A 17,862-nucleotide genomic window follows, 5' to 3' on the forward strand; every position below is an offset into this window, starting at 1 on the left:
TGACGGCAGTCGGAACGGGGCCGCGGCGGCCGTCGCTCCGCGTCACCGGGACGGCGGCCGGAAGCGGCGCGACAATGGGAGGCGGCCCTCGTTCCCACCGGCTCTGGAGGCGTCGTGAAGGACCTTGAGTTCGAGCAGAAGCGCACGCTGTCGCGCGCCGAGGCCGCCGACCAGCTCGAAGCCCTGGCAGCCGCCCTCAGGCGTGGCGGCCAGGCCGAACTGGACCTCGGACCGGGGAAGTTGACCCTGCGGATCCCGGACGAACTGCACACCGAGATCGAGGTGGAGCTGGAGGACGGGAAGTTGGAGCTGGAGGTCGAACTGTCCTGGCACACGGGGCAGTCGGACCGGACCGCGGACGACTGACGGCCGACGGCTCACGGCTCACGGCTCACGGCTGACGGCTGACGGCTCACGGCGGTGACCGGAGTCCCGGCCACCGCCGTCACCCCAGGGCCGCCGCCTTGCGCAGCAGCACCGACCGCTCGCGGGTGTTGCGGCACAGGCGGGCGGCGAGTTCCAGTTCGGCCCGGGCCTCGGTGGTACGGCCGAGGCGGGTCAGGAGTTCGCCGCGCACCGTCGGGAGCAGGTGTGAGCCCGACAGGCGGCCCGAGGCGACCAGGTCGTCGACCAGGGACAGCGCCTCCTGCGGGCCGTTCGCCATCGCGACGGCCACGGCCCGGTTGAGTTCGACGACGGGCGACGGGGCCACCCGGCCGAGCGCCTCGTAGAGGAGCACGATGCGCTCCCAGTCGGTCTCCCCCACCGAGGGCGCGGTGGCGTGGCAGGCGGCGATCGAGGCCTGCAGACCGTACGGGCCGAGACCCCGCCCGAGGGTCGCCGAGCGGCCGAGCGCGGCCAGGCCGCGACGGATCGCCGAGCGGTCCCAGCGGCGGCGGTCCTGGTCCTCCAGGAGCACCGTCTCGCCGTCGGGCCCGGTGCGGGCCGGGAAGCGCGCCGCGGTGAGCTCGAACAGCGCGAGCTGGCCGTGCACCTCCGGCTCGGCGGGCAGCAGGGCGGCGAGCGTCCGGGCCAGCCGGACGGCCTCGTAGGCGAGGTCGGGGCGCAGCAGGTCGTCACCGGCCGTCGCCGTCGAACCCTCCGTGAAGATCACGTACAGCACGCTCAGGACGGCGCCGAGCCGTTCGCGACGCTGCTCGGGCGGCGGCAGCTCGAAGGGCACGTGGGCGGCCGCGATCGTCTTCTTCGCCCGGGTGATCCGGGCCTGGACGGTCGGGGTGGGCACGAGGAAGGCGCGGGCGATCTCCTCGCTGGACAGGCCGCCGACGACGCGCAGCGTGAGTGCGACCCGCGCCTCGGGCGGGAGCACGGGGTGGCAGGCGGTGAACATCAGCGCGAGGACGTCGTCGTCGACCCGGTCCGGGTCCCAGGGCAGGTCGTCGGTCCGTTCCGGCACGGCCGACGCGCCCGAGCTGAGCTCGCCGTCGGCGAGGGGGCCCGCGAGCACGGCGTACCGCTCGTCCAGCGCCGACCTGCGGCGGAAGGCGTCGATGGCCCGCCGCCGGGCGGTGGCCAGCAGCCAGCCCACCGGGCTGGCCGGCTCCCCGTCGCGCGACCAGGCCACGAGGGCCTCCGCCAGGGCCTCCTGCGCGACGTCCTCGGCGAGCGCGAAGTCCCCGGTGTAGCGGGCCAGCGCACCGACGATCCGGGCCGACTCGATCCGCCAGACGGCCTCGACGGCCCGCCGCGCCGATTCGGCGATCGGCGGGCCGTCGGCGGCTCCGGCTGTCACAGCTGGCCGGTCCGCTCGCGCCAGGCGCGCTCCTTGACGATCCACTCGTTGTCCTGCGGGAACTCCTCGATGCCCGGCACCCGGCGGACCTCGCACTTCGAGCCCGGGAACGCCGGGAGCCGCTTGGCCCACTCGACCGCCTCCTCCTTGGAGGCGACGTCGATCAGGTAGAAGCCGCCGAACAGCTCCTTCGTCTCCCCGTACGGCCCGTCGGTGACCACCGGGGTCTCCCCGGCGAAGTCGACCACCACGCCCTGGGACGGGTCGTCCAGGCCCTCGGCGGCGACGAGCACGCCCGCCCGGATCAGCTCCTCGTTGAAGCGGCCCACCGTTTCGAGCATCTCCTCGAAGGGCGTCTCCATCATCTTCGCGACGGACTCGTCCGTGCCCCGCATGATCAGCATGTACTTCGCCATCGTCTGTCTCCTTGTTCGGGGAGGTCGTCTTCCGACCCTCTCAGTCCCAGGTCGAACGGCGCGGCCGCGGATCGACACGGGGGACGGATTCCGGGCCATTTTCTTTCCGATTTCTTCCGGCGTCCTTCCGGCGCACCGCATCGGGGCAGGTCAACGGCGGGCAGGACTCTTCCTAGCCCTGGACGCGTCCCTGCAGCTGCCGGGACAGCTCCGCGACACAGGCCGCGAGCTGCCCGGTGGTCAGTCGGCCGGGGTCCCCGCCGCAGTCGGCCGCCGGAGCGGGCGGCGGCGCGGAGGACGGCTGGCCGGACGGCGGAGCGGACGGCTGGCCGGTCGGTGCCGGTGTGCCGGGCGCGGGGGCCGGCTGGCCGCCGCCCGGTGCGGTGATGTTGCCGTTCAGCGACACCAGGTTGGGCGTCACCGTGGCATCGCCCGACAGGTCGATGTAGTCCTGGGTCTGCCCGTTGAAGTCCACGAAGCCGCGCCACATGTCCCGGCCGAACGGGACGATCTCCTGCAGCGCGCCGCCCTGCCCGGCGCTGATGGTGATCGAGGTCTGCTGCGCCATGTACGACACCATCCGGCTGGCCAGCACGTCCAGGTTCACCGACGGGCCGTCGTCGCCGCGCACGTACACGTGCAGGTCGTTGAGGCCGCCGCCGGCCCGGTCGGCCTGCACGACGGCGAACGCCACCACCAGCTGCGAGGAGCTCTCCCGCGGCACCAGCGGCGTCACGTAGTACAGGTGGCCGTCCGCCTTCGAGCGCAGCAGGAACTCGCCCGGGTTGCCGGCGTTGGTGGACGCCGAGGTGTGGGAGTAGCCGAAGCCGCGGTCGTCCTTGGCACCGCGCCCGCCGAGCCACTGCACCTCGTGGATCTGGTCCCGGACGACCGAGGCCGGGTACACCCCGCCGGGGAGGTCACCCGGTGCCACCTCGGCCCGGTAGGTCGCGTTCGGGCGGCCGTCCGGCGAGCCGCGCAGGACCAGCACCCCGGCGGGCTCCGACACCGTGCGCTGCCGCCAGCCGATCTGCCGCGCCACCGAGATCACCACCACCGGCTGGGCGGTCCGGGGGTCGTCGCCGTCGCAGTAGCCCCAGATGTCCTGGTCGCTGTAGACGAGGCCCGGGAACCGCTCGGCGAGCAGGTTGCGCAGGCTCACCGCCCCCGTGCCGGCGAAGGCCCGGTCGAACGCGTGGTCGCCGCGGAACGCGCAGGTGGCCACGGAGTTGGAGCGGCCGTCCCAGACGGCGATGCCCTCCATCGGCTGCTCGCCCGAGCCGTCCAGGACGGCCGTCCACACCCCGCCGCCCTGGGAGGCGTCGGGCAGGTAGTGCAGGCTGTGCCCCATCAGGTGGACCCCTGAGGTCAGGCCGGCACTGTCGGTGAGCGCCTTGGTCGCCGCCGCGTAGGAGGCGGTGCGCGCCTCGAAGTCGAAGGCCGGCATCGGCGCGGTCTTCACACAGGCCGGCACGTCCGCGCCGCCCACCAGGTCGCAGCGGTCGCCGTCGCCCGGGCGGGCGTGCTCGGTCACCGGCAGCACCGAACGCGGCGTAGCCGCCCCGCCGGCCGGGACGTCCAGCACGGTCGCCGCCGCGTAGAAGCGGCCCGCGTCCTTGTCGTCGTCCCAGAGCCCGGTGCCCACCCGCACCAGCGAGCCGACCACCGCCAGCACCGTCACCACCAGCGCCAGGCGCACCCGCCACCCACGGAACCCCGCGTCGGACTCCTCGGCGACGTAGGCGACCGCGCCCACCGTGCCGCACAGCCCGATCGCGACCCAGATCCAGAACAGCGGCGTCGCGTCGAACGGACCGCCGTGCGGGAACAACTCCTGCCGGACCAGCAGCACGTAGGTCTGCGCCTGCTGCCCGAACCCGCCGAACGCGACGTCGGACACCAGCCACCCCAGCACTCCGACCAGTGGCATCCACAGCCACCACACGGCCAGCGCCACCACCCCGCGCCGCACCGCACCCCGCCGGACATCACGCTCCGTCACACGCCCCCCTCTCCACTCCCCCGCCCCGGCCCGAAGCCGGGCTCCGATGCTACGCGCCACCCCACCCCGCCCGCTGGGGAAGACGCACCAACCCCCCGCGCCCGGCGGGCGGTTGGTGTACCGCTGCCGCCGGTCCCGGAGCGGCAGCACCAGGGCCAGGGGCGGGAGCACCGGGGCACGAACCGATGCGGGCAGTGGCCTGGTGCCGCCGCCGGAACGACGGGCCGCCCCGCGGACGGGCTGAGGACACCGCCAGCTTCGGGCCCGTCTGCCTCCTCCCGGTCGCCGCCGGCGCCCTGTGGGCCGCCGTCCCCGCCCCGGACGGCCCCCCGCCGACCACCTGGCCCGGCCGCCTCTCCGCCGCCCGTACCACCCTCCTCGTCGCCGGAGCGGTGCTCGGTCGGTGAGCGTGCCGGTTCCGGTGCCCGCCGCGGCGAGGGCGAGTGCCGTGCCGGTGCCGCGCAGGGCGGCGCGTTCGAGGCGGGCGGACCGGTCGGTGCGGCGGGCCGGACGGGAGCCGTCCGCCGTACGGGCCGGGCGGGCCGGTTCGGCGCCGGGCCTTCCCCCCGCCCGTGAGGGCGCGTGAGCTGCAGGGTCGCACACCGACCGTCGCGGTGTCACCTCGTGTCCCGGACGGCCCCGGTGCCCCGGGCGTCAGGGTCGTCCCGGGGCTTCCGGGAGCGGTCCCGGGCGGGGGTCACGAACGTGCCGTCAGGCCGTCCAGGGTGAGGTCCAGCAGGCGTTCGGCCCGTTCCCGCTGGTCGGGTCGGGCCGAGGTGACGGCGATGCCTTCGAGGGCGGCCAGCATGTCGGCGGGGCTGATGTCGGTGCGGATCGCGCCGGCGGCCGCGCAGGCGTCCATCAGTTCGGTGAGGGCCTGTCCGATCATGTCCCGGCTCCGGCCGTGCGGATTGGCGCCGGTCGCGGCGATGGCGCGCAGCGCGTCGGCCATCCCGGACTTGGCGGCGACGTAGTCGAGGAAGAGCCGCGTCCAGGCGAACAGGGCCTGGTAGGGCGGCTGGGCGGCGAGCAGGCCGGGGACGGCGTCGCACAGCTGCGCCACCTCCTGGCGGTAGACCGCCTCGATCAGGGCCTCCCGGGTGGGGAAGTTGCGGTAGAGCGTGGCGCTGCCGACGCCCGCCGCCTTCGCGATGTGCTCCATCCGGGCGTCGAGCCCGTCCTCGGCGTACACCCGCACCGCGGCCGCGAGGATCTTGTCCCTGTTGCGGCGCGCGTCGGCCCGCAGCGGGCGCTCTGAGCTGCCGTCGGTCACCTGTCGTCCCTTTCCCGTTCCGCTGTCCGGTTGCCAAACGGGGAGTTCCCCACTTAGCGTAAGCGGAGAGTTCCCCACTTGCATCGTAGGTCAGCGTTCGACCTGCGCACCCACCGAGAGGACGCCTACCGTGCCAGGAATCGAGGGCAAGGTCGTGGCCATCACCGGCGCCAGCAGCGGCATCGGAGCCGAGACGGCGCTCCATCTCGCCGGGAAGGGCGCCCGGCTCGTGCTCGGGGCGCGCCGCCGGGAGCGGCTGGACGAGGTGGTGGCGCGGATCACCGCCCAGGGCGGCAGCGCCGTCGGGACCACCGTCGACGTGACGCGCCGCGAGGACCTGCGGCACCTCACCGCGACCGCGCTCGACCGGTTCGGCCGCCTGGACGTGCTGGTCTCCAACGCCGGCACCATGGCGGTCTCGCCCTTCGACGAGCTGCGCCAGGACGACTGGGACGCCATGGTCGCCACCCACATCACCGGCCTGCTCAACGGCATCGCCGCGGCCCTGCCCGTCTTCCGGCAGCAGCGCTCCGGCCACTTCGTCAACGTCGCCTCCACCGCCGCCTACGTCGTGAAGTCCCCCCAGGCCGTCTACGCGGCGACCAAGACGGCGGTCAAGGTGCTCACCGAGGGACTGCGCCAGGAGTCGGGGCCCGACCTGCGCGTCACCCTCGTCTCCCCGGGCTTCACCGACACCGAGGGCGTGGGCAAGGGGGCGAGCCCCGAGGTGGCGGCCGCGCTCAGCCGGCAGCGCGAGGAGATCGCCATGCCGCCCTCCGCCGTCGCCGCCGCGATCGGCTACGCCATCGACCAACCCGAGGGTGTCGACGTCAGCGAGATCGTCGTCCGCCCCACCGCCCAGGCCTGACGGCCGGAGCCGGTCACGGACGCGCAGGCTCAAGATTCGCTCAGAGGACGACCGGGAGCGTGCGGTTCGTGCCAGGATCTGCGCATCCGCGGTCGGGAGGTACGGCGGCGGGCGGGTTCCGGAGAAGGAGGGGCGCGATGGTCGAGATCGTCGTGCTGCTGGCAGGGCTGGTGAGCGCCGTCGTGTGCGCCGTCGTCTTCCTGGTCCGCCGGGACGGGGCGCGCAGCTCCGACGTGAGCGACCCGGCCGGAGCCCTGATCGAGCGGCGGCGCACCACCCAGACCTCCCACCTGCGCGGGACCTACTCCAGCGCGGCGGTCCACCACGGGACCGGAATGGCCTCCGACGACCTGCACAGGTACTACTCGTAGCGGGCGGTGCGTGTGACCGGCCGGCAGCCGGGCGGAGGAGTCCGCTGCCCGGGGACTCCTCCGCCCGTGGTGGGACGGGCCGGCTCAGCCGACCATGGCGGCCAGGACGGTGCGCCAGTCCTCGCCCGGCTCGGGGGTGAGCGCGGCGGCCAGGATGTCGGCCCGGTAGTGCCAGGGGCGGCGCAGCTCGTCGTCCGCGTCGGGGCCGACGAGCAGCGGGCTGTCGGAGCCGAGGAGGCGGACCAGCTCGGCCGTGAAGTCCGCCCAGGAGACGTGTCCGGTGACCGCGTTGACGACCCGCCCGGCGGCCGGGTGGTCGGGCACCGCGCAGGCGGTGAGCGCGCGGGCCAGGGCGGCGGCGTGCACCCAGGACGCGCCGTACCAGCCGTTCGCGGCGTCGGCCGTTTCCGGCAGGCGGATCGGACGGCCGGCCAGGGCGGCCTGGTAGAGGTCGCCGGTGGAGCCCCAGCGGAGCTGGTCGCGCAGGCGGTGGTGCGGGCCCCAGACGATCGGGGCGCGCACGGCGGTGACCGGGCCCCGGCCGTCGGCGGCGGCCTCGAAGAGGATCCGCTCGCAGTCCAGCTTGGCCTGCCCGTACGCGGTGACGGCCGCGCCGCTCGGCGCCCCCTCGGGGACCTCGGTGCCCTCCGGGCGGCCGTAGGCGTCGATGCTGCTGACGAAGACGAACGGGCCGCCGCGCCAGCCGTCCACCAGCGCGCGCATGGCGGCGACGTCGGTGGCGTGGTCGGTGAACGTGCAGGCGGAGTGGATCACCGCGTCCGCGCCCTCGACCGCGCGCCGCAGGCCGTCCGGGTCCGCGAGGTCGCCCTCCACCACCTCGGCGCCGTTCAGGGCGGGCAGGTGCGCGGATTCGGGGCGGACCAGCACCCGGACCGGCCGGCCCTGGGCCATCAGCTCCTGCAGGACGGCGGCGCCGACCCCGCCGGTGGCGCCGGTGAGCAGGACGGTGCCGGTGCGGGGGCGGGTGTGCGGGCGGGCGCCGGTACGGGCCAGGGCGGCGCGGCGCTCGTCCTCGCGGGTGGCCAGCAGTGCGGCGAGGGCGCGCGGGGTGCGCTGCTCCAGGATGTCGAGGCCGGTGAGCGGCAACCCGGTGCGGGTGCGCAGCCGTTCGGCGAGTTGGACGGCGACCAGGGAGTGGCCGCCGAGGGCGAAGAAGTCGCCGTCGACGGGCGGGGTGGTGCCGAGCAGCTCTCCGAAGGCCGTCCGGACGGCGTCCAGCGGGCCGTCCGCCGACGGGCCGTCCTGCTGCGGGCCGTCCTGCTGCGGGCCGTCCGCCAGGGGGGCGTGGACGCCGGGCAGCCGGCCGTGGTCGACCGTGCCGTCCGGGTGCCGGGGGATGCGGTCCACCAGCGTGACGGCGAGCGGGAGTCCGGCCGACCCGAGGCGTCCGCGCAGGGCGGCGCGCAGCTGGGAGCCGGACGGGGCGACCGGTCCGCGGACCACCGCGAAGGCGAGCGGCGGGCCGTCGGCGCGCTCGGCCACGGCGGCCTCGACCACCCCCGGATCGGCCAACAGGCCTGCCACCACAGGGTGTTCGGGGGCGGTCAGCAGCTTGCCGGGAAGCTCGGACAGCCGCGGGTCCGCCTCCCCCGCCACGGCGGCGAGCACGGCGGCGAAGGCGTCGAGCAGGTGCCCGGCGGTGGCCTCGTCCATCGCGTCCCGGTCGTGCTGGACCAGGCAGCGCGGCGACGGGCCGTCCTCGACCAGCATGGCCAGCCCGAACTTGGCCAGCCCGAGGTCGAGTTCCACGTTCTCGGAGTCGAGGCCGGGCAGCGTCAGCGGTGCGACCGGCTGGACGAGGTCGCAGGTGACCGAGAGCAGCGGAGTGCCGTCCGCGCTGCGGGCCGCCGCGCCGAGCCGCTCGACCACGAGGTCGAAGGGCACGTCGTGGTGCCGCTGGGCGTCGAGGAGTGCGCCGCGCACCGCGGTCAGCAGCTCGGCGAAGGACTCCCCGCCGGACGGATCGACCCGCACCGCAAGGGTGTTGACCGCCAGGCCGACGGTGTTCCGCAGCTCGGGCCGGGCCCGGTGGCCGCTCGCGCAGCCGAGGACGAGGGCGCCCTGCCCGGTGGCCGTCCGCAAGGTGGCGAACGCGGCTGCCAGCACGACGGTGAACAGCGTGGCGCCGTGCCGGGCGCCGAGCCTGCGCAGGCCGTCCACGACGGCCGGGTCCAGCGGCGCGGCGTGCAGCGCGGCGCGGCGCTCGCGGGCGCCGGGCGGGACGGGCCGCAGCAGCGCCGGCGGGCGTGCCCCGGCCAGCCGGAGCGCGAGGGCGTCGGCGGCGGCCGTGAGCTCGGCGTCCCGGGCCCGCTCCTGGCGGGCGTACTCGGCGTACGAGGGTCCGGGCGGCGGGAGTTGCGGCGCCACGCCGTCGCGCGCGGCGGCGTAGAGCGCGGCGAGGTCGGCGGCCAGAACGGGCAGCGAGCCGCCGTCCACCGCGATGTGGTGGATCGTCAGGGCGAGCGTGTGGTCCTCCGGGCCGTGCCGCAGCAGCAGGGCGCGCAGCACCGGGCCGGCGCCGAGCTCGAAGGGGCGGGCGGCCTCGGCGGCGAGCTGTTCCGCGGCGGCCCGCTCGGTCTTGGTGTCGACCACCGGCAGCGGCACCGGGACGACCGGGTCGACCTGCTGGTACGGCTGTCCGGCCCGGCGCGGGTAGCGGGTGCGCAGGACGGCGTGCCGCTCGGTGAGGCCGGTGATCGCGGTGGCGAGGGCGACCCGGTCGAGCGGGCCGCGCAGCCGGGCGGCGATCGGGACGTTGTAGAGGGCGCCGCCCTGGCCGAGGTGGTCCATCAGCCACATCCGCTGCTGGGCGTGCGAGAGCGGGGCGGGGCCGTCGGCCGCTGCGGGGGGCTGGGGTGCGGGGGCGGTGACGCTCCGGCGGCTGCGGGCCCGGCGCAGCAGTTCGGCCTGGTCCACGGCGCTCATCGGGCCGCTCCCCGGGTCGCTTCGGCGCCGCTCGCCCCGTCGGCGGCCAGCAGCGCCCGTTCGAGCAGCTCCGCCTGACCGGCGATGGTGGGGTGGTCGAGGAAGTCGGCGAGCGAGAGCTCGACCCCGAGGTCCTCGCGCAGGTCGTCGACGACCCACATGGCGAGCAGCGAGTGGCCGCCCTCGGCGAGGAAGTCGGCGGCCGGATCGGTGATCGGGCGCTCCAGGGCCCGGCTCCAGGCCTCGGCGACCACCTGCTGGATCGGGGTGAGCTCGCCGCCCCCGGAGGGGCGCTTCCCGACCGCGTCGTCGGCGGCCAGGGCGCGCCGGTCGACCTTGCCGGAGCCGGTCAGCGGCAGCGCGTCGAGCACCGTCCAGACGGTGGGCACCAGGTGGGCGGGCAGCCGCTCGGCGAGGCGGGCGCGCAGCGGCTCGACGGCCTGGCCGGCGCCCTCGGCGAGGACCAGGCAGGCGGTGAGGGCGGCGTCGTGCTGCCCGGCCCGCCGGACCACGACCGCGGCCTCGGCGACCTCGGGGAGCTGCAGCAGCGCGTGCTCGATCTCGCCCGGTTCGATCCGGAAGCCGCGCAGCTTGACCTGCTCGTCCGTCCGGCCGTGGAACTCCAGGGTGCCGTCCGGCCGTTGGCGCACCAGGTCGCCGCTGCGGTAGGCCCGCCCGACCTCGGGCAGCTCGCGGAAGCGCTCGGCGGTCAGCTCGGGCCGGTTGAGGTAGCCGTGGGCGAGGCGGTCGCCGGCGATCCAGAGTTCGCCGACGGTGCCGGTCGGCACCGGGGCGAGCCGCTCGTCCAGGACCAGGGCGCGGGCGCCGCCGAAGGGCCGGCCGATCGGGACGGCTCCGGCGCAGTCGGCCGGGGTCACCCGGTGCAGGGTGGTGAAGGTGGTGGCCTCGGTCGGCCCGTACACGTTGACCAGTTCGAGCCAGGGGAAGGCGCGCAGCACGGCGCCGGCGTGCTCGGGCGAGAGCACCTCGCCGCCGACCGCCAGGGTGCGCAGGACCCCGAAGATCCGGGACTGGCGGGCGGCCAGGTGGTGGAAGAGGGCGCTGGTGAGCAGCAGGGTGGTGACGCCGAACCGCTCGACGTCACGGCCGAGTTCCTCGGCGGTGGGCCGGTCGGCCGGGGAGACCGCGACGGCGGCGCCCCGGGCCAGCGGGGCCCACAGCTCGAAGGTGGAGGCGTCGAAGGTGACGGCGGAGTGGAACAGCACCCGGTCGCGCGGGCCGACGGCGATCGCGTCCGGGGCGGTGACCAGGTCGGCGACGGCCCGGTGCGGGACGAGCACGCCCTTGGCCCGGCCGGTGGAGCCGGAGGTGTAGAAGACCAGGGCGGGGGCGGCCGGTTCGGCGGCGTCGGGCGCCTGCGGACCGGCGGCGCCGGGCGCGTCGGACGCGTCGGGCGCGTCGGTGCCGTGCTCGGTCAGGACGAGGGTCCGTTCCTCGGCCAGTCCGGCCTCGGCGAGCATCGCCTTGTCGCCGAGGACGAGCTCGGCTCCGGCGTCGGCGGTCATCTCGGCGATGCGCGGGCGCGGATAGGCCGGGTCCAGCGGGAGGACGTGGCCGCCGGCGCGCCAGATCGCGAGCTGGGCGACGACCAGGCGGGTGGAGCGGGCGCAGAGCAGGCCGACGGCGCTGCCGGGTCCGATCCCGCGCGCGGTCAGCACGGCGGCCAGGCGGCCTGCGGCGTCGAGGAGTTCGCGGTAGGTGAGGACGGTGGAGCCGTCGGTCACGGCGAGCGCGTCGGGCTGCCGTTCGGCCTGCCGGGCGATCAGCGCGGGCAGGGTCGCGGTGGTCATGGTGGTCCCTTCCGGGCGCCCCGGCGGTACGGGCCGGGGCACCCTGCTGAGATGGTTCGGGAGGGTCAGGCGGTCGCGGCCGGGGCGGCCAGCCGCTCCTCGACCAGTCGGGCGACGGCCCGCAGGTCCGGCTGGCGCAGCACCAGGGGCGCGCGCAGCCGTATCCCGTACTCGCTGTCCAGGGCCTCCAGGAGCCGGGCGGCGGCGAGTGAATTGCCGCCCGAGGCCAGGAAGTTGTCGGTGGGCCCGAGGTCGGCGCGGCCGATCAGCTCGCGGCAGAGCTTGAGCACGGTGCGCTCGACCGGGGTGTCGCCGTCCTCGGCGGCGGGCTCCGGCGGCACCCCGGCCAGCAGGGCCTGGCGGTCGACCTTGCCGTTGGCGTCCAGCGGGTAGCGCTCGACCAGGCGGACGGCCGAGGGCACCGCCTGCTCGGGCAGCCAGGGCCGGACGGCGTCGAGCAGCCGCGCCGCGGTGTCGCCGGCCGCGGTCCGGTCCGTGACGCCGTCCGCGAGCCCGCCCGTGACGCCGTTCGCGACACCGTCCGCGGGGCCGTCCGTGACGCCGTCCGCGAGCTGGACGAAGGCGAGCAGCCGGACGCCGCCGGTCGGCGCCTGCTCGGCCGCGACCACCGCCCGGCGCACCGCCGGGTCGCGTTCGAACGCGGCCTCGACCTCGGCGGGTTCGATCCGGACGCCGCTGACCTTGACCTGGTCGTCCAGCCGGCCGTGGAACTCCAGCACCCCGTCCGTCCGCATGACCACCCGGTCGCCGGTGCGGTAGACCCGGTCGGTGCCGTCCACGCCCTCGGGCGCGGCGACGAAGCGGCGGGCGGTCAGCTCGGGGTCGAGGTACCCGGCGGCCAGGACCCGGCCGCCGATCCGCAGTTCACCGGCGGTGCCGCGTGGTACCGGCCGGCCGTCCTCGTCGGTGACCAGCACGACCGCGCCCGGGATCGGCAGCCCGATCGGCGGGGCGCCGGCGCCGTGGTCGCCGCCGGCGGCCATGGTGTGCACGGTGGTGGTGACGGTGGCCTCGGCGGGGCCGTAGGCGTTGTGGACGCTCGCCGTGACGTCCGGCCCGGGGGCGCGGCGCAGCCGGTCGCCGCCGATCGTGAGGTGGCGCAGCGCCAGCCCGGCGGGCCACGGGCGGCCGAGGACGGGCTCGGCGAGCGGGGTGGGCAGGATGGTCGCGGTGATGCCGGCCTCGTGCCACCAGTCGGTGAGCGCGCCGGAGTCCCAGCGGACGGCCTCGGGGGCGACGACCAGGGCGGCGCCGGAGGTGAGACCGGCCCACAGCTCCATCACGTGCGGGTCGAAGGCGACGCCGATCAGCAGGCTGTGCCGGGCGCCGGGGCCGAGTCCGGCCAGCTCGCGGTACCACTGCAGCAGCGCGCCGAGTGCGGGCTCGGTGACCGCGACGGCCTTCGGGGTGCCGGTGGAGCCGGAGGTGAGCACCGCGTACTGGGTGCCGACCGGGACGGGCACCTGCTCGCCGGGGGTCAGCGCGGCCACCACGCCGCCGGTGGGCAGGTCCAGCGGCAGCCGTTCGCCGCCGGGCGGCAGCAGGGCCGGCTCGCCGACCAGGCAGGCCGGACGCAGCTGCTCGGCGACGGCGCGCAGCCGGCGCTCGCCCGGGCGGGGGCCGAGCGGCAGGTGCACGGCGCCGAGCTTGGCGGCGGCCAGGGTGACGGCCACCAGTGACACCGAGTGGCCGAGGCAGACGCCGAGCAGGTCGCCCGGGCCGACCTTGCCGCGCAGGGCCTCGGCCGTTCTGTCGGCGAGGCGGTCGAGTTCGGCGTAGCTGTACGTCCGCTCGCCGTCGATCAGGGCCGGGGCGTCCGGGGTGCGGTGCGCCCAGGTGGTGAACAGGTCGAGGACCGCGCCGTCCTGGTGCGGACGGCCGTACCCGATGCTCAGGGGTTCCATCGGGGTCTCCTTCGCTCTAGATGTGTGACGGACCGTCAGTTCAGGCCCATGGAACGGGCGATGATCACCTTCTGCACCTCGGAGGTGCCCTCGATGATCGTCGTCATCCGCACGTAGCGGTACAGGAACTCCAGCGGGTGGCCGCGCACCCAGCCGGTGGCGCCGTGCACCTGGAGCGAGCGGTCGACCGCGCGCACGGCGGTCTCGGAGGCGGTGAGCTTGGCGAGCGCCGCGTTCTCGGGCGACTCGGTGCCCTCGTCGACCAGCCGGGCGCAGGCGAGGGTGAGCAGCTTGGAGGCCTCGACCTCGGCCCGGGTGGCGACCAGGTGCTCCTGGACGTGCTGGTACTCGCCGATCACCCGGCCGAAGGCGCGCCGGTCCTTGGCGTAGTCGACGCCGATGCGCAGGGCGTACTCGGCGATACCGTTGCACATCGCGGCGACCACCAGGCGGCCGCGGGAGAGGCTGTCGATGGCGAGGGCGGTGGCCGCGCCGACGCCCTCCTCGCCGCCGATCACGGCCTCCGGGCCGACGGTGACGCCGTCGAGCAGCAGCTCGAACAGCGGCTCGCCGGACATGCCCTCGTAGCGCTGGCCGATCCGCAGCCCGGGCTGGTCCATCGGCAGCACGAACGCGGTGGCGCCGCCGGTGGGACCGGCGCCGTCACCGAGGTCGGTGGCGGCGACGACCAGGGCGATCCCGGCGTGCTCGGCGTTGCTGACGAAGGTCTTGCGCCCGTTGATCACCCAGCGCTCGCCCTCGCGGACGGCGGTGGTGGTGAGCCGGAAGGCGTCGGAGCCGGCGTGCGGCTCGGTGAGGGCGAGGCAGCGGGTCTGCTCGCCGCGCACCAGCGGGACCAGATGGCGCTCGACCTGCTCGGGGGTGCCGTTGCGCAGCAGCGGGCTGGGACCGTCGGAGCCGGCCAGCGCGTACGGCGCGAGGACGCAGCCGCTGCGCCCGGCGGCGTGGTGCAGCAGGACGACGGCGGTGAAGGGCATGTCGGAGCCGCCGAGCTCCTCGGGGTAGTCGCCCGCGTAGAAGCCGAGCGCGGCGGAGCGCTTGCGGACGTAGCGGCGCAGGTCGCCCGGCACCTGGTCGGCGGTCTCGGGCAACTCGGCGGCCAGCGGGACGAGTTCGCGGCGGATGAAGCTCTCGAAGGCGTCCACGAGTTCGTGGTGGCCGTCTTCCAGGACGGCGGAGGGGGCGCTCACTTGACGTCTCCGGTGAGGGCGCGGGCCTGGTCGGCCAGCACGGCGTGGCGGAACAGGGTGCGCAGCGGCGGGCGGCTGCCGAGGTGGGGTTCCAGGTAGGCGGCGAGCTGGGCGGCGAGCAGCGAGTGGCCGCCGACCTCGAAGAAGTGCGAGTCCGCGGAGAAGCGGTCGTGGCCGAGCACCTCGCGCCAGGCGGCGGCGATCAGCTCCTGGCCGGGGTCGGCGAAGGCGCTCGGCGGGCCCTGCTCCTCGGCGGGCTCGGCCGCGGACTCGTCCACCAGGCGGGCGAGGGCTGCGCGGTCGGGCTTGCCGCCGGGCAGGGTCGGCATCTTCGGCACGGCGGTCCAGCTCGCCGGCACGAGACCGGCGGGCAGCCGGCGGGCGAGCGCCTCGTGCATGGCGGCCTGGTCGACGCGGCCGCCGCCCTCCAGGAAGCCGAGCAGGCGGGGGCCGGCCTGCGGATCGGTGTGCAGTACCACCGCGCAGGGGCGACCGCCGAGTTCGGCGGAGGCCGCGGCCTCGATCTCCTCCAGCTCGATCCGGTGGCCGCGCAGCTTGACCTGGTTGTCGGCGCGGCCGAGGAACCACAGCCGGCCGTCCAGGTCGCGGTAGCCGCGGTCGCCGGTGCGGTAGACCCGGGCGCCGCCGAGCGCGGGGACGGTGACGAAGCGGGCGGCGGTCGGTTCGGGCAGGCCGACGTAACCGTCGGCCAGCATCGGTCCGGCGACGACGAGTTCGCCGACGCAGCCGGCCGGCAGCGGGCGCAGCGTGTCGTCCAGGACGTGCATCCGCACGCCGTCCAGTTCGGTGCCGAGCGGGATCTCGCCGTCCTCGGCGACGTCGGCGGCGGTCACCCGGTGCACGGTGGAGGTGACGGTGGCCTCGGTGACGCCGTAGGCGTTCAGCACGGTGGTGGCGTCGGTGAGGTCGGCGAGGGCCCGGGCGGGCAGGCGCTCACCGCCGAGCACGAGCAGCCGGGGCGTCCACCGGCCGTCGCGCAGCGCCTCGCGCAGGTCCTCGCGGACGGCGAGCAGGTAGCTGGTCGGCAGGTTGGCGACGGTGACGCCGCGGGCGGCCAGCACGGCGACCAGCTCCGGCCCGGTGGGCACCTCCCGCTGCGGCACGACCAGGGCGGCGCCGACCGCGAGGGCGGGCAGCACCTCCTCCAGGGCCACGTCGAAGGAGGGCCGGGCGAACAGCAGCACCCGGTCCGCGGAGGTGAGTTCGTAGCGGGCGGTGATCGCGGCGACGTACCCGGCGAGCGCCTCCCGGCCGACCTGCACGGGCTTGGGCACGCCGGTGGATCCGGAGGTGTGGATCAGGTAGGCGGCGCCGTCCAGCACGGCGGCGGGCTCGGCCTTCGGGAAGGCCGGGCCGTCCAGCAGCGCCGGGGTGACGCCCTCGGCGGGCAGCGCGAGCGCGCTCTGCCGGGTGGCCAGCACCAGCGCCGGGCTCAGCCGCTCCAGCAGCAGGCCGAGCCGGGCCGCCGGGTCCTCGGTGGACAGCGGCGCGTAGACGGCGCCGTGGCGCAGACAGGCGAGCAGGGCGACGACGCTGTCGGCGCCGCGCGGCAGCACGGTGGCCACCGGCTGGCCCGGGGCGACCCCGGCGGCGCGCAGCCGCTCGACCAACTCGGTGACCCGGCGGTCGAGTTCGCCGTAGCTGATCCGCTCGGTGCCGGCCAGCAGGGCGAGCGCGGTGGGGTCGTGGGCGGCGGCCGGGTCGAGCGCGTCCAGGGTCGCGCCGGCGGCCACGGCAGTCGGCTCGGCGTCGGCCTCGGGGGCCGGGGCCAGCTCGGCGATCGGCGCCTGCGGGTGGTCGAGGTAGCAGCGCAGCAGCTCCAGCAGCCGCTCGGACAGCAGCACCGCGTCGGACTCGCGGAACAGGTCCGCGTCGTAGTCCCAGACCAGGGTCATCCCGGCGGCGCCGTGCTTCTCGCCGACCACCCGGCGGTCGTCCGGCAGCAGCACCAGGTCGAGGTCGAAGCGGGTGGTGCCGGTGTTGAAGCCCTCGTACAGCGAGACCTCGAGCCCGGGCGCCTGGACGTCCGGCAGCGCCGCGTCGTGCGCGCTGAACATCACGTTCCACAGCGGGTTGTCGGCGCCACTGGTGTGCAGGCCGAGCCGGCGGGTCAGCTCCTGGACCGGCAGGTCCTGGTACGGCAGCGCGCGCATCAGCACGTCGGTGGCCTCGTCCACGGCGTCGGTGCCGGTCGCGTCGGGGTCGAGCCGCAGGCGCAGCGGCACGGTGTTCACGAACATGCCGACGGTGCCCTCGAAGCCCTCCGGCCGGTTGCCGACGGCGGTGCCGATCACCATCTCGCGGTGCCCGCTGTGCCGGCGCAGCAGCTCGGCGAGCAGGGCCAGCAGGGTGCTGAACGGGGTGTGGCCGTCCGCCGTGCTGCGCTCGCGCAGCCGCTCGGCCAGGTCGGCGCCGATCGCCTGGCGCAGCTGGCCGCCGCGGTGGCGCCGCTCGGCGCCCGGCCGGGCCAGTCCGGGCAGCGTGACCTCGCGCGGGGCGCCGGTCAGCTCCTTGGTCCAGAAGTCGAGTCCGCGGTCGCGGGGGAGGTCGGCGGCGGCGCGCGCGTGCTCCTCGTACGAGGGCGCGGCGGGCAGCTCGTACGGCTCGCCGAGGACCTGGGCGCGGTAGACGGTGAACAGGTCGCGCAGCAGGATCGCGAAGGAGTGGCCGTCGTGCACGAGGTGGTGCTCGACGTGGATCAGCCGGTGGTGGTCCTCGGCGATCCGGACCAGGTGCCAGCGCAGCACCGGCGCGCGCTCGGTGTCCACCGGTTCCTCGGCCTCGGCGGCGAGCAGCCGCCGGAACGCGGCCTCCGGGTCGGCCTCGGCGGCGAAGTCGCTGTGGCGCAGCTCCGGGCGGCACCCCTCGGCGACCCGCTGGCCGGGCAGGCCCTCCGCCCGCGGCACCAACTCCAGCCGCAGGCCGGGGTGGTGGTCCAGGACGGCGGCCAGACCGGTGTGCAGCGCGTCCCGGTCGAGGGTGCCCCACAGGTCGAGGACGGCGGTGAAGTTGTAGGCGCGGCTTCCCGGCAGCATCTGCTCGTGCAGCCAGACGATCTCCTGGGACGGAGAGAGTGCGAACATGGGCGGCTCCCTTGTGTGGTGGGCTTGTCGGCACTGCGGTGGCCGGGGGCGGGTGTGGGGTGGTCCCGCTCCGGCCGGTGGGCCGGGTCGCGCCGGGGTGGGAGCGCGGCCCGGGATCGGTGGTCCGGGCGTCCGCACGGGCGGGCCCGTCGGGGCACGCGTGCGCGGGCACGGTGGATCCG

General features: G+C 76.0%; 12 protein-coding genes. 3 read left to right on the plus strand and 9 right to left on the minus strand.

The window, feature by feature from the left end; all coding sequences use genetic code 11:
• The first annotated feature begins 114 nt into the window (after positions 1 to 114).
• Positions 115 to 366, plus strand: coding sequence for an amphi-Trp domain-containing protein (locus ACIRD3_RS05600; RefSeq protein WP_402212065.1), 252 nt, complete (start codon positions 115 to 117; stop codon positions 364 to 366).
• 79 nt (positions 367 to 445) lie between these two features.
• Here the strand turns inward: ACIRD3_RS05600 and ACIRD3_RS05605 are convergent, their stop codons facing one another.
• From ACIRD3_RS05605 to ACIRD3_RS05620, 4 genes are all read right to left on the minus strand, one after another.
• A complete protein-coding gene (locus ACIRD3_RS05605; RefSeq protein WP_402212851.1) occupies positions 446 to 1,777 on the minus strand; it encodes an RNA polymerase sigma factor in 1,332 nt (443 codons plus the stop codon).
• A complete protein-coding gene (locus ACIRD3_RS05610) occupies positions 1,750 to 2,169 on the minus strand; it encodes a YciI family protein (RefSeq protein ID WP_402212068.1) in 420 nt (139 codons plus the stop codon). The genes ACIRD3_RS05605 and ACIRD3_RS05610 overlap by 28 nt, the downstream gene beginning before the upstream one ends.
• 172 nt (positions 2,170 to 2,341) lie before the next feature.
• Positions 2,342 to 4,171 (minus strand): hypothetical protein, encoded by a 1,830-nt coding sequence (locus ACIRD3_RS05615; RefSeq protein ID WP_402212070.1) that lies wholly within the window; start codon positions 4,169 to 4,171, stop codon positions 2,342 to 2,344.
• Between the two features lie 697 nt (positions 4,172 to 4,868).
• A complete protein-coding gene (locus tag ACIRD3_RS05620) occupies positions 4,869 to 5,444 on the minus strand; it encodes a TetR/AcrR family transcriptional regulator (protein WP_402212073.1) in 576 nt (191 codons plus the stop codon).
• 130 nt (positions 5,445 to 5,574) lie between these two features.
• Between ACIRD3_RS05620 and ACIRD3_RS05625 the strand changes: the two genes are divergently transcribed.
• A complete protein-coding gene (locus ACIRD3_RS05625; protein WP_402212075.1) occupies positions 5,575 to 6,312 on the plus strand; it encodes an SDR family oxidoreductase in 738 nt (245 codons plus the stop codon).
• A gap of 137 nt (positions 6,313 to 6,449) precedes the next feature.
• Complete coding sequence (locus ACIRD3_RS05630) at positions 6,450 to 6,683, plus strand: hypothetical protein (protein WP_402212077.1); 234 nt, start codon at positions 6,450 to 6,452, stop codon at positions 6,681 to 6,683.
• An 84-nt stretch (positions 6,684 to 6,767) separates the two neighbouring features.
• Here ACIRD3_RS05630 and ACIRD3_RS05635 read toward each other — a convergent pair whose 3' ends face one another.
• The 5 genes from ACIRD3_RS05635 to ACIRD3_RS05655 all read right to left on the minus strand — a co-directional run bounded on the left by ACIRD3_RS05635 (position 6,768) and on the right by ACIRD3_RS05655 (position 17,680).
• Positions 6,768 to 9,629 (minus strand): condensation domain-containing protein, encoded by a 2,862-nt coding sequence (locus tag ACIRD3_RS05635; RefSeq protein ID WP_402212079.1) that lies wholly within the window; start codon positions 9,627 to 9,629, stop codon positions 6,768 to 6,770.
• On the minus strand, positions 9,626 to 11,440 hold the full coding sequence (locus ACIRD3_RS05640) for a non-ribosomal peptide synthetase (RefSeq protein WP_402212081.1): 1,815 nt from the start codon (positions 11,438 to 11,440) through the stop codon (positions 9,626 to 9,628). Before ACIRD3_RS05640 ends, ACIRD3_RS05635 begins: the two co-directional genes overlap by 4 nt.
• 65 nt (positions 11,441 to 11,505) lie before the next feature.
• On the minus strand, positions 11,506 to 13,365 hold the full coding sequence (locus ACIRD3_RS05645; RefSeq protein WP_402212083.1) for an AMP-binding protein: 1,860 nt from the start codon (positions 13,363 to 13,365) through the stop codon (positions 11,506 to 11,508).
• Between the two features lie 35 nt (positions 13,366 to 13,400).
• Positions 13,401 to 14,576, minus strand: coding sequence for an acyl-CoA dehydrogenase family protein (locus tag ACIRD3_RS05650; protein WP_402212085.1), 1,176 nt, complete (start codon positions 14,574 to 14,576; stop codon positions 13,401 to 13,403).
• Entirely contained in the window at positions 14,573 to 17,680 is a 3,108-nt protein-coding gene (locus ACIRD3_RS05655) for an amino acid adenylation domain-containing protein (protein WP_402212087.1), read from the minus strand. The genes ACIRD3_RS05650 and ACIRD3_RS05655 overlap by 4 nt, the downstream gene beginning before the upstream one ends.
• Between the last annotated feature and the right edge of the window lie 182 nt (positions 17,681 to 17,862).

The organism is Kitasatospora sp. NPDC093550, assembly GCF_044764985.1.
Taxonomy (GTDB): Bacteria; Actinomycetota; Actinomycetes; order Streptomycetales; family Streptomycetaceae; genus Kitasatospora.

What these genes read in the sequence shown, in the direction of transcription:
- ACIRD3_RS05610 (WP_402212068.1), bottom strand. Translation starts at nt 2,169, where the DNA reads ATGGCGAAGTACATGCTGATCATGCGGGGCACGGACGAGTCCGTCGCG.
- ACIRD3_RS05630 (WP_402212077.1), top strand. Translation starts at nt 6,450, where the DNA reads ATGGTCGAGATCGTCGTGCTGCTGGCAGGGCTGGTGAGCGCCGTCGTG.
- ACIRD3_RS05635 (WP_402212079.1), bottom strand. Translation starts at nt 9,629, where the DNA reads ATGAGCGCCGTGGACCAGGCCGAACTGCTGCGCCGGGCCCGCAGCCGC.
- ACIRD3_RS05640 (WP_402212081.1), bottom strand. Translation starts at nt 11,440, where the DNA reads ATGACCACCGCGACCCTGCCCGCGCTGATCGCCCGGCAGGCCGAACGG.
- ACIRD3_RS05645 (WP_402212083.1), bottom strand. Translation starts at nt 13,365, where the DNA reads ATGGAACCCCTGAGCATCGGGTACGGCCGTCCGCACCAGGACGGCGCG.
- ACIRD3_RS05655 (WP_402212087.1), bottom strand. Translation starts at nt 17,680, where the DNA reads ATGTTCGCACTCTCTCCGTCCCAGGAGATCGTCTGGCTGCACGAGCAG.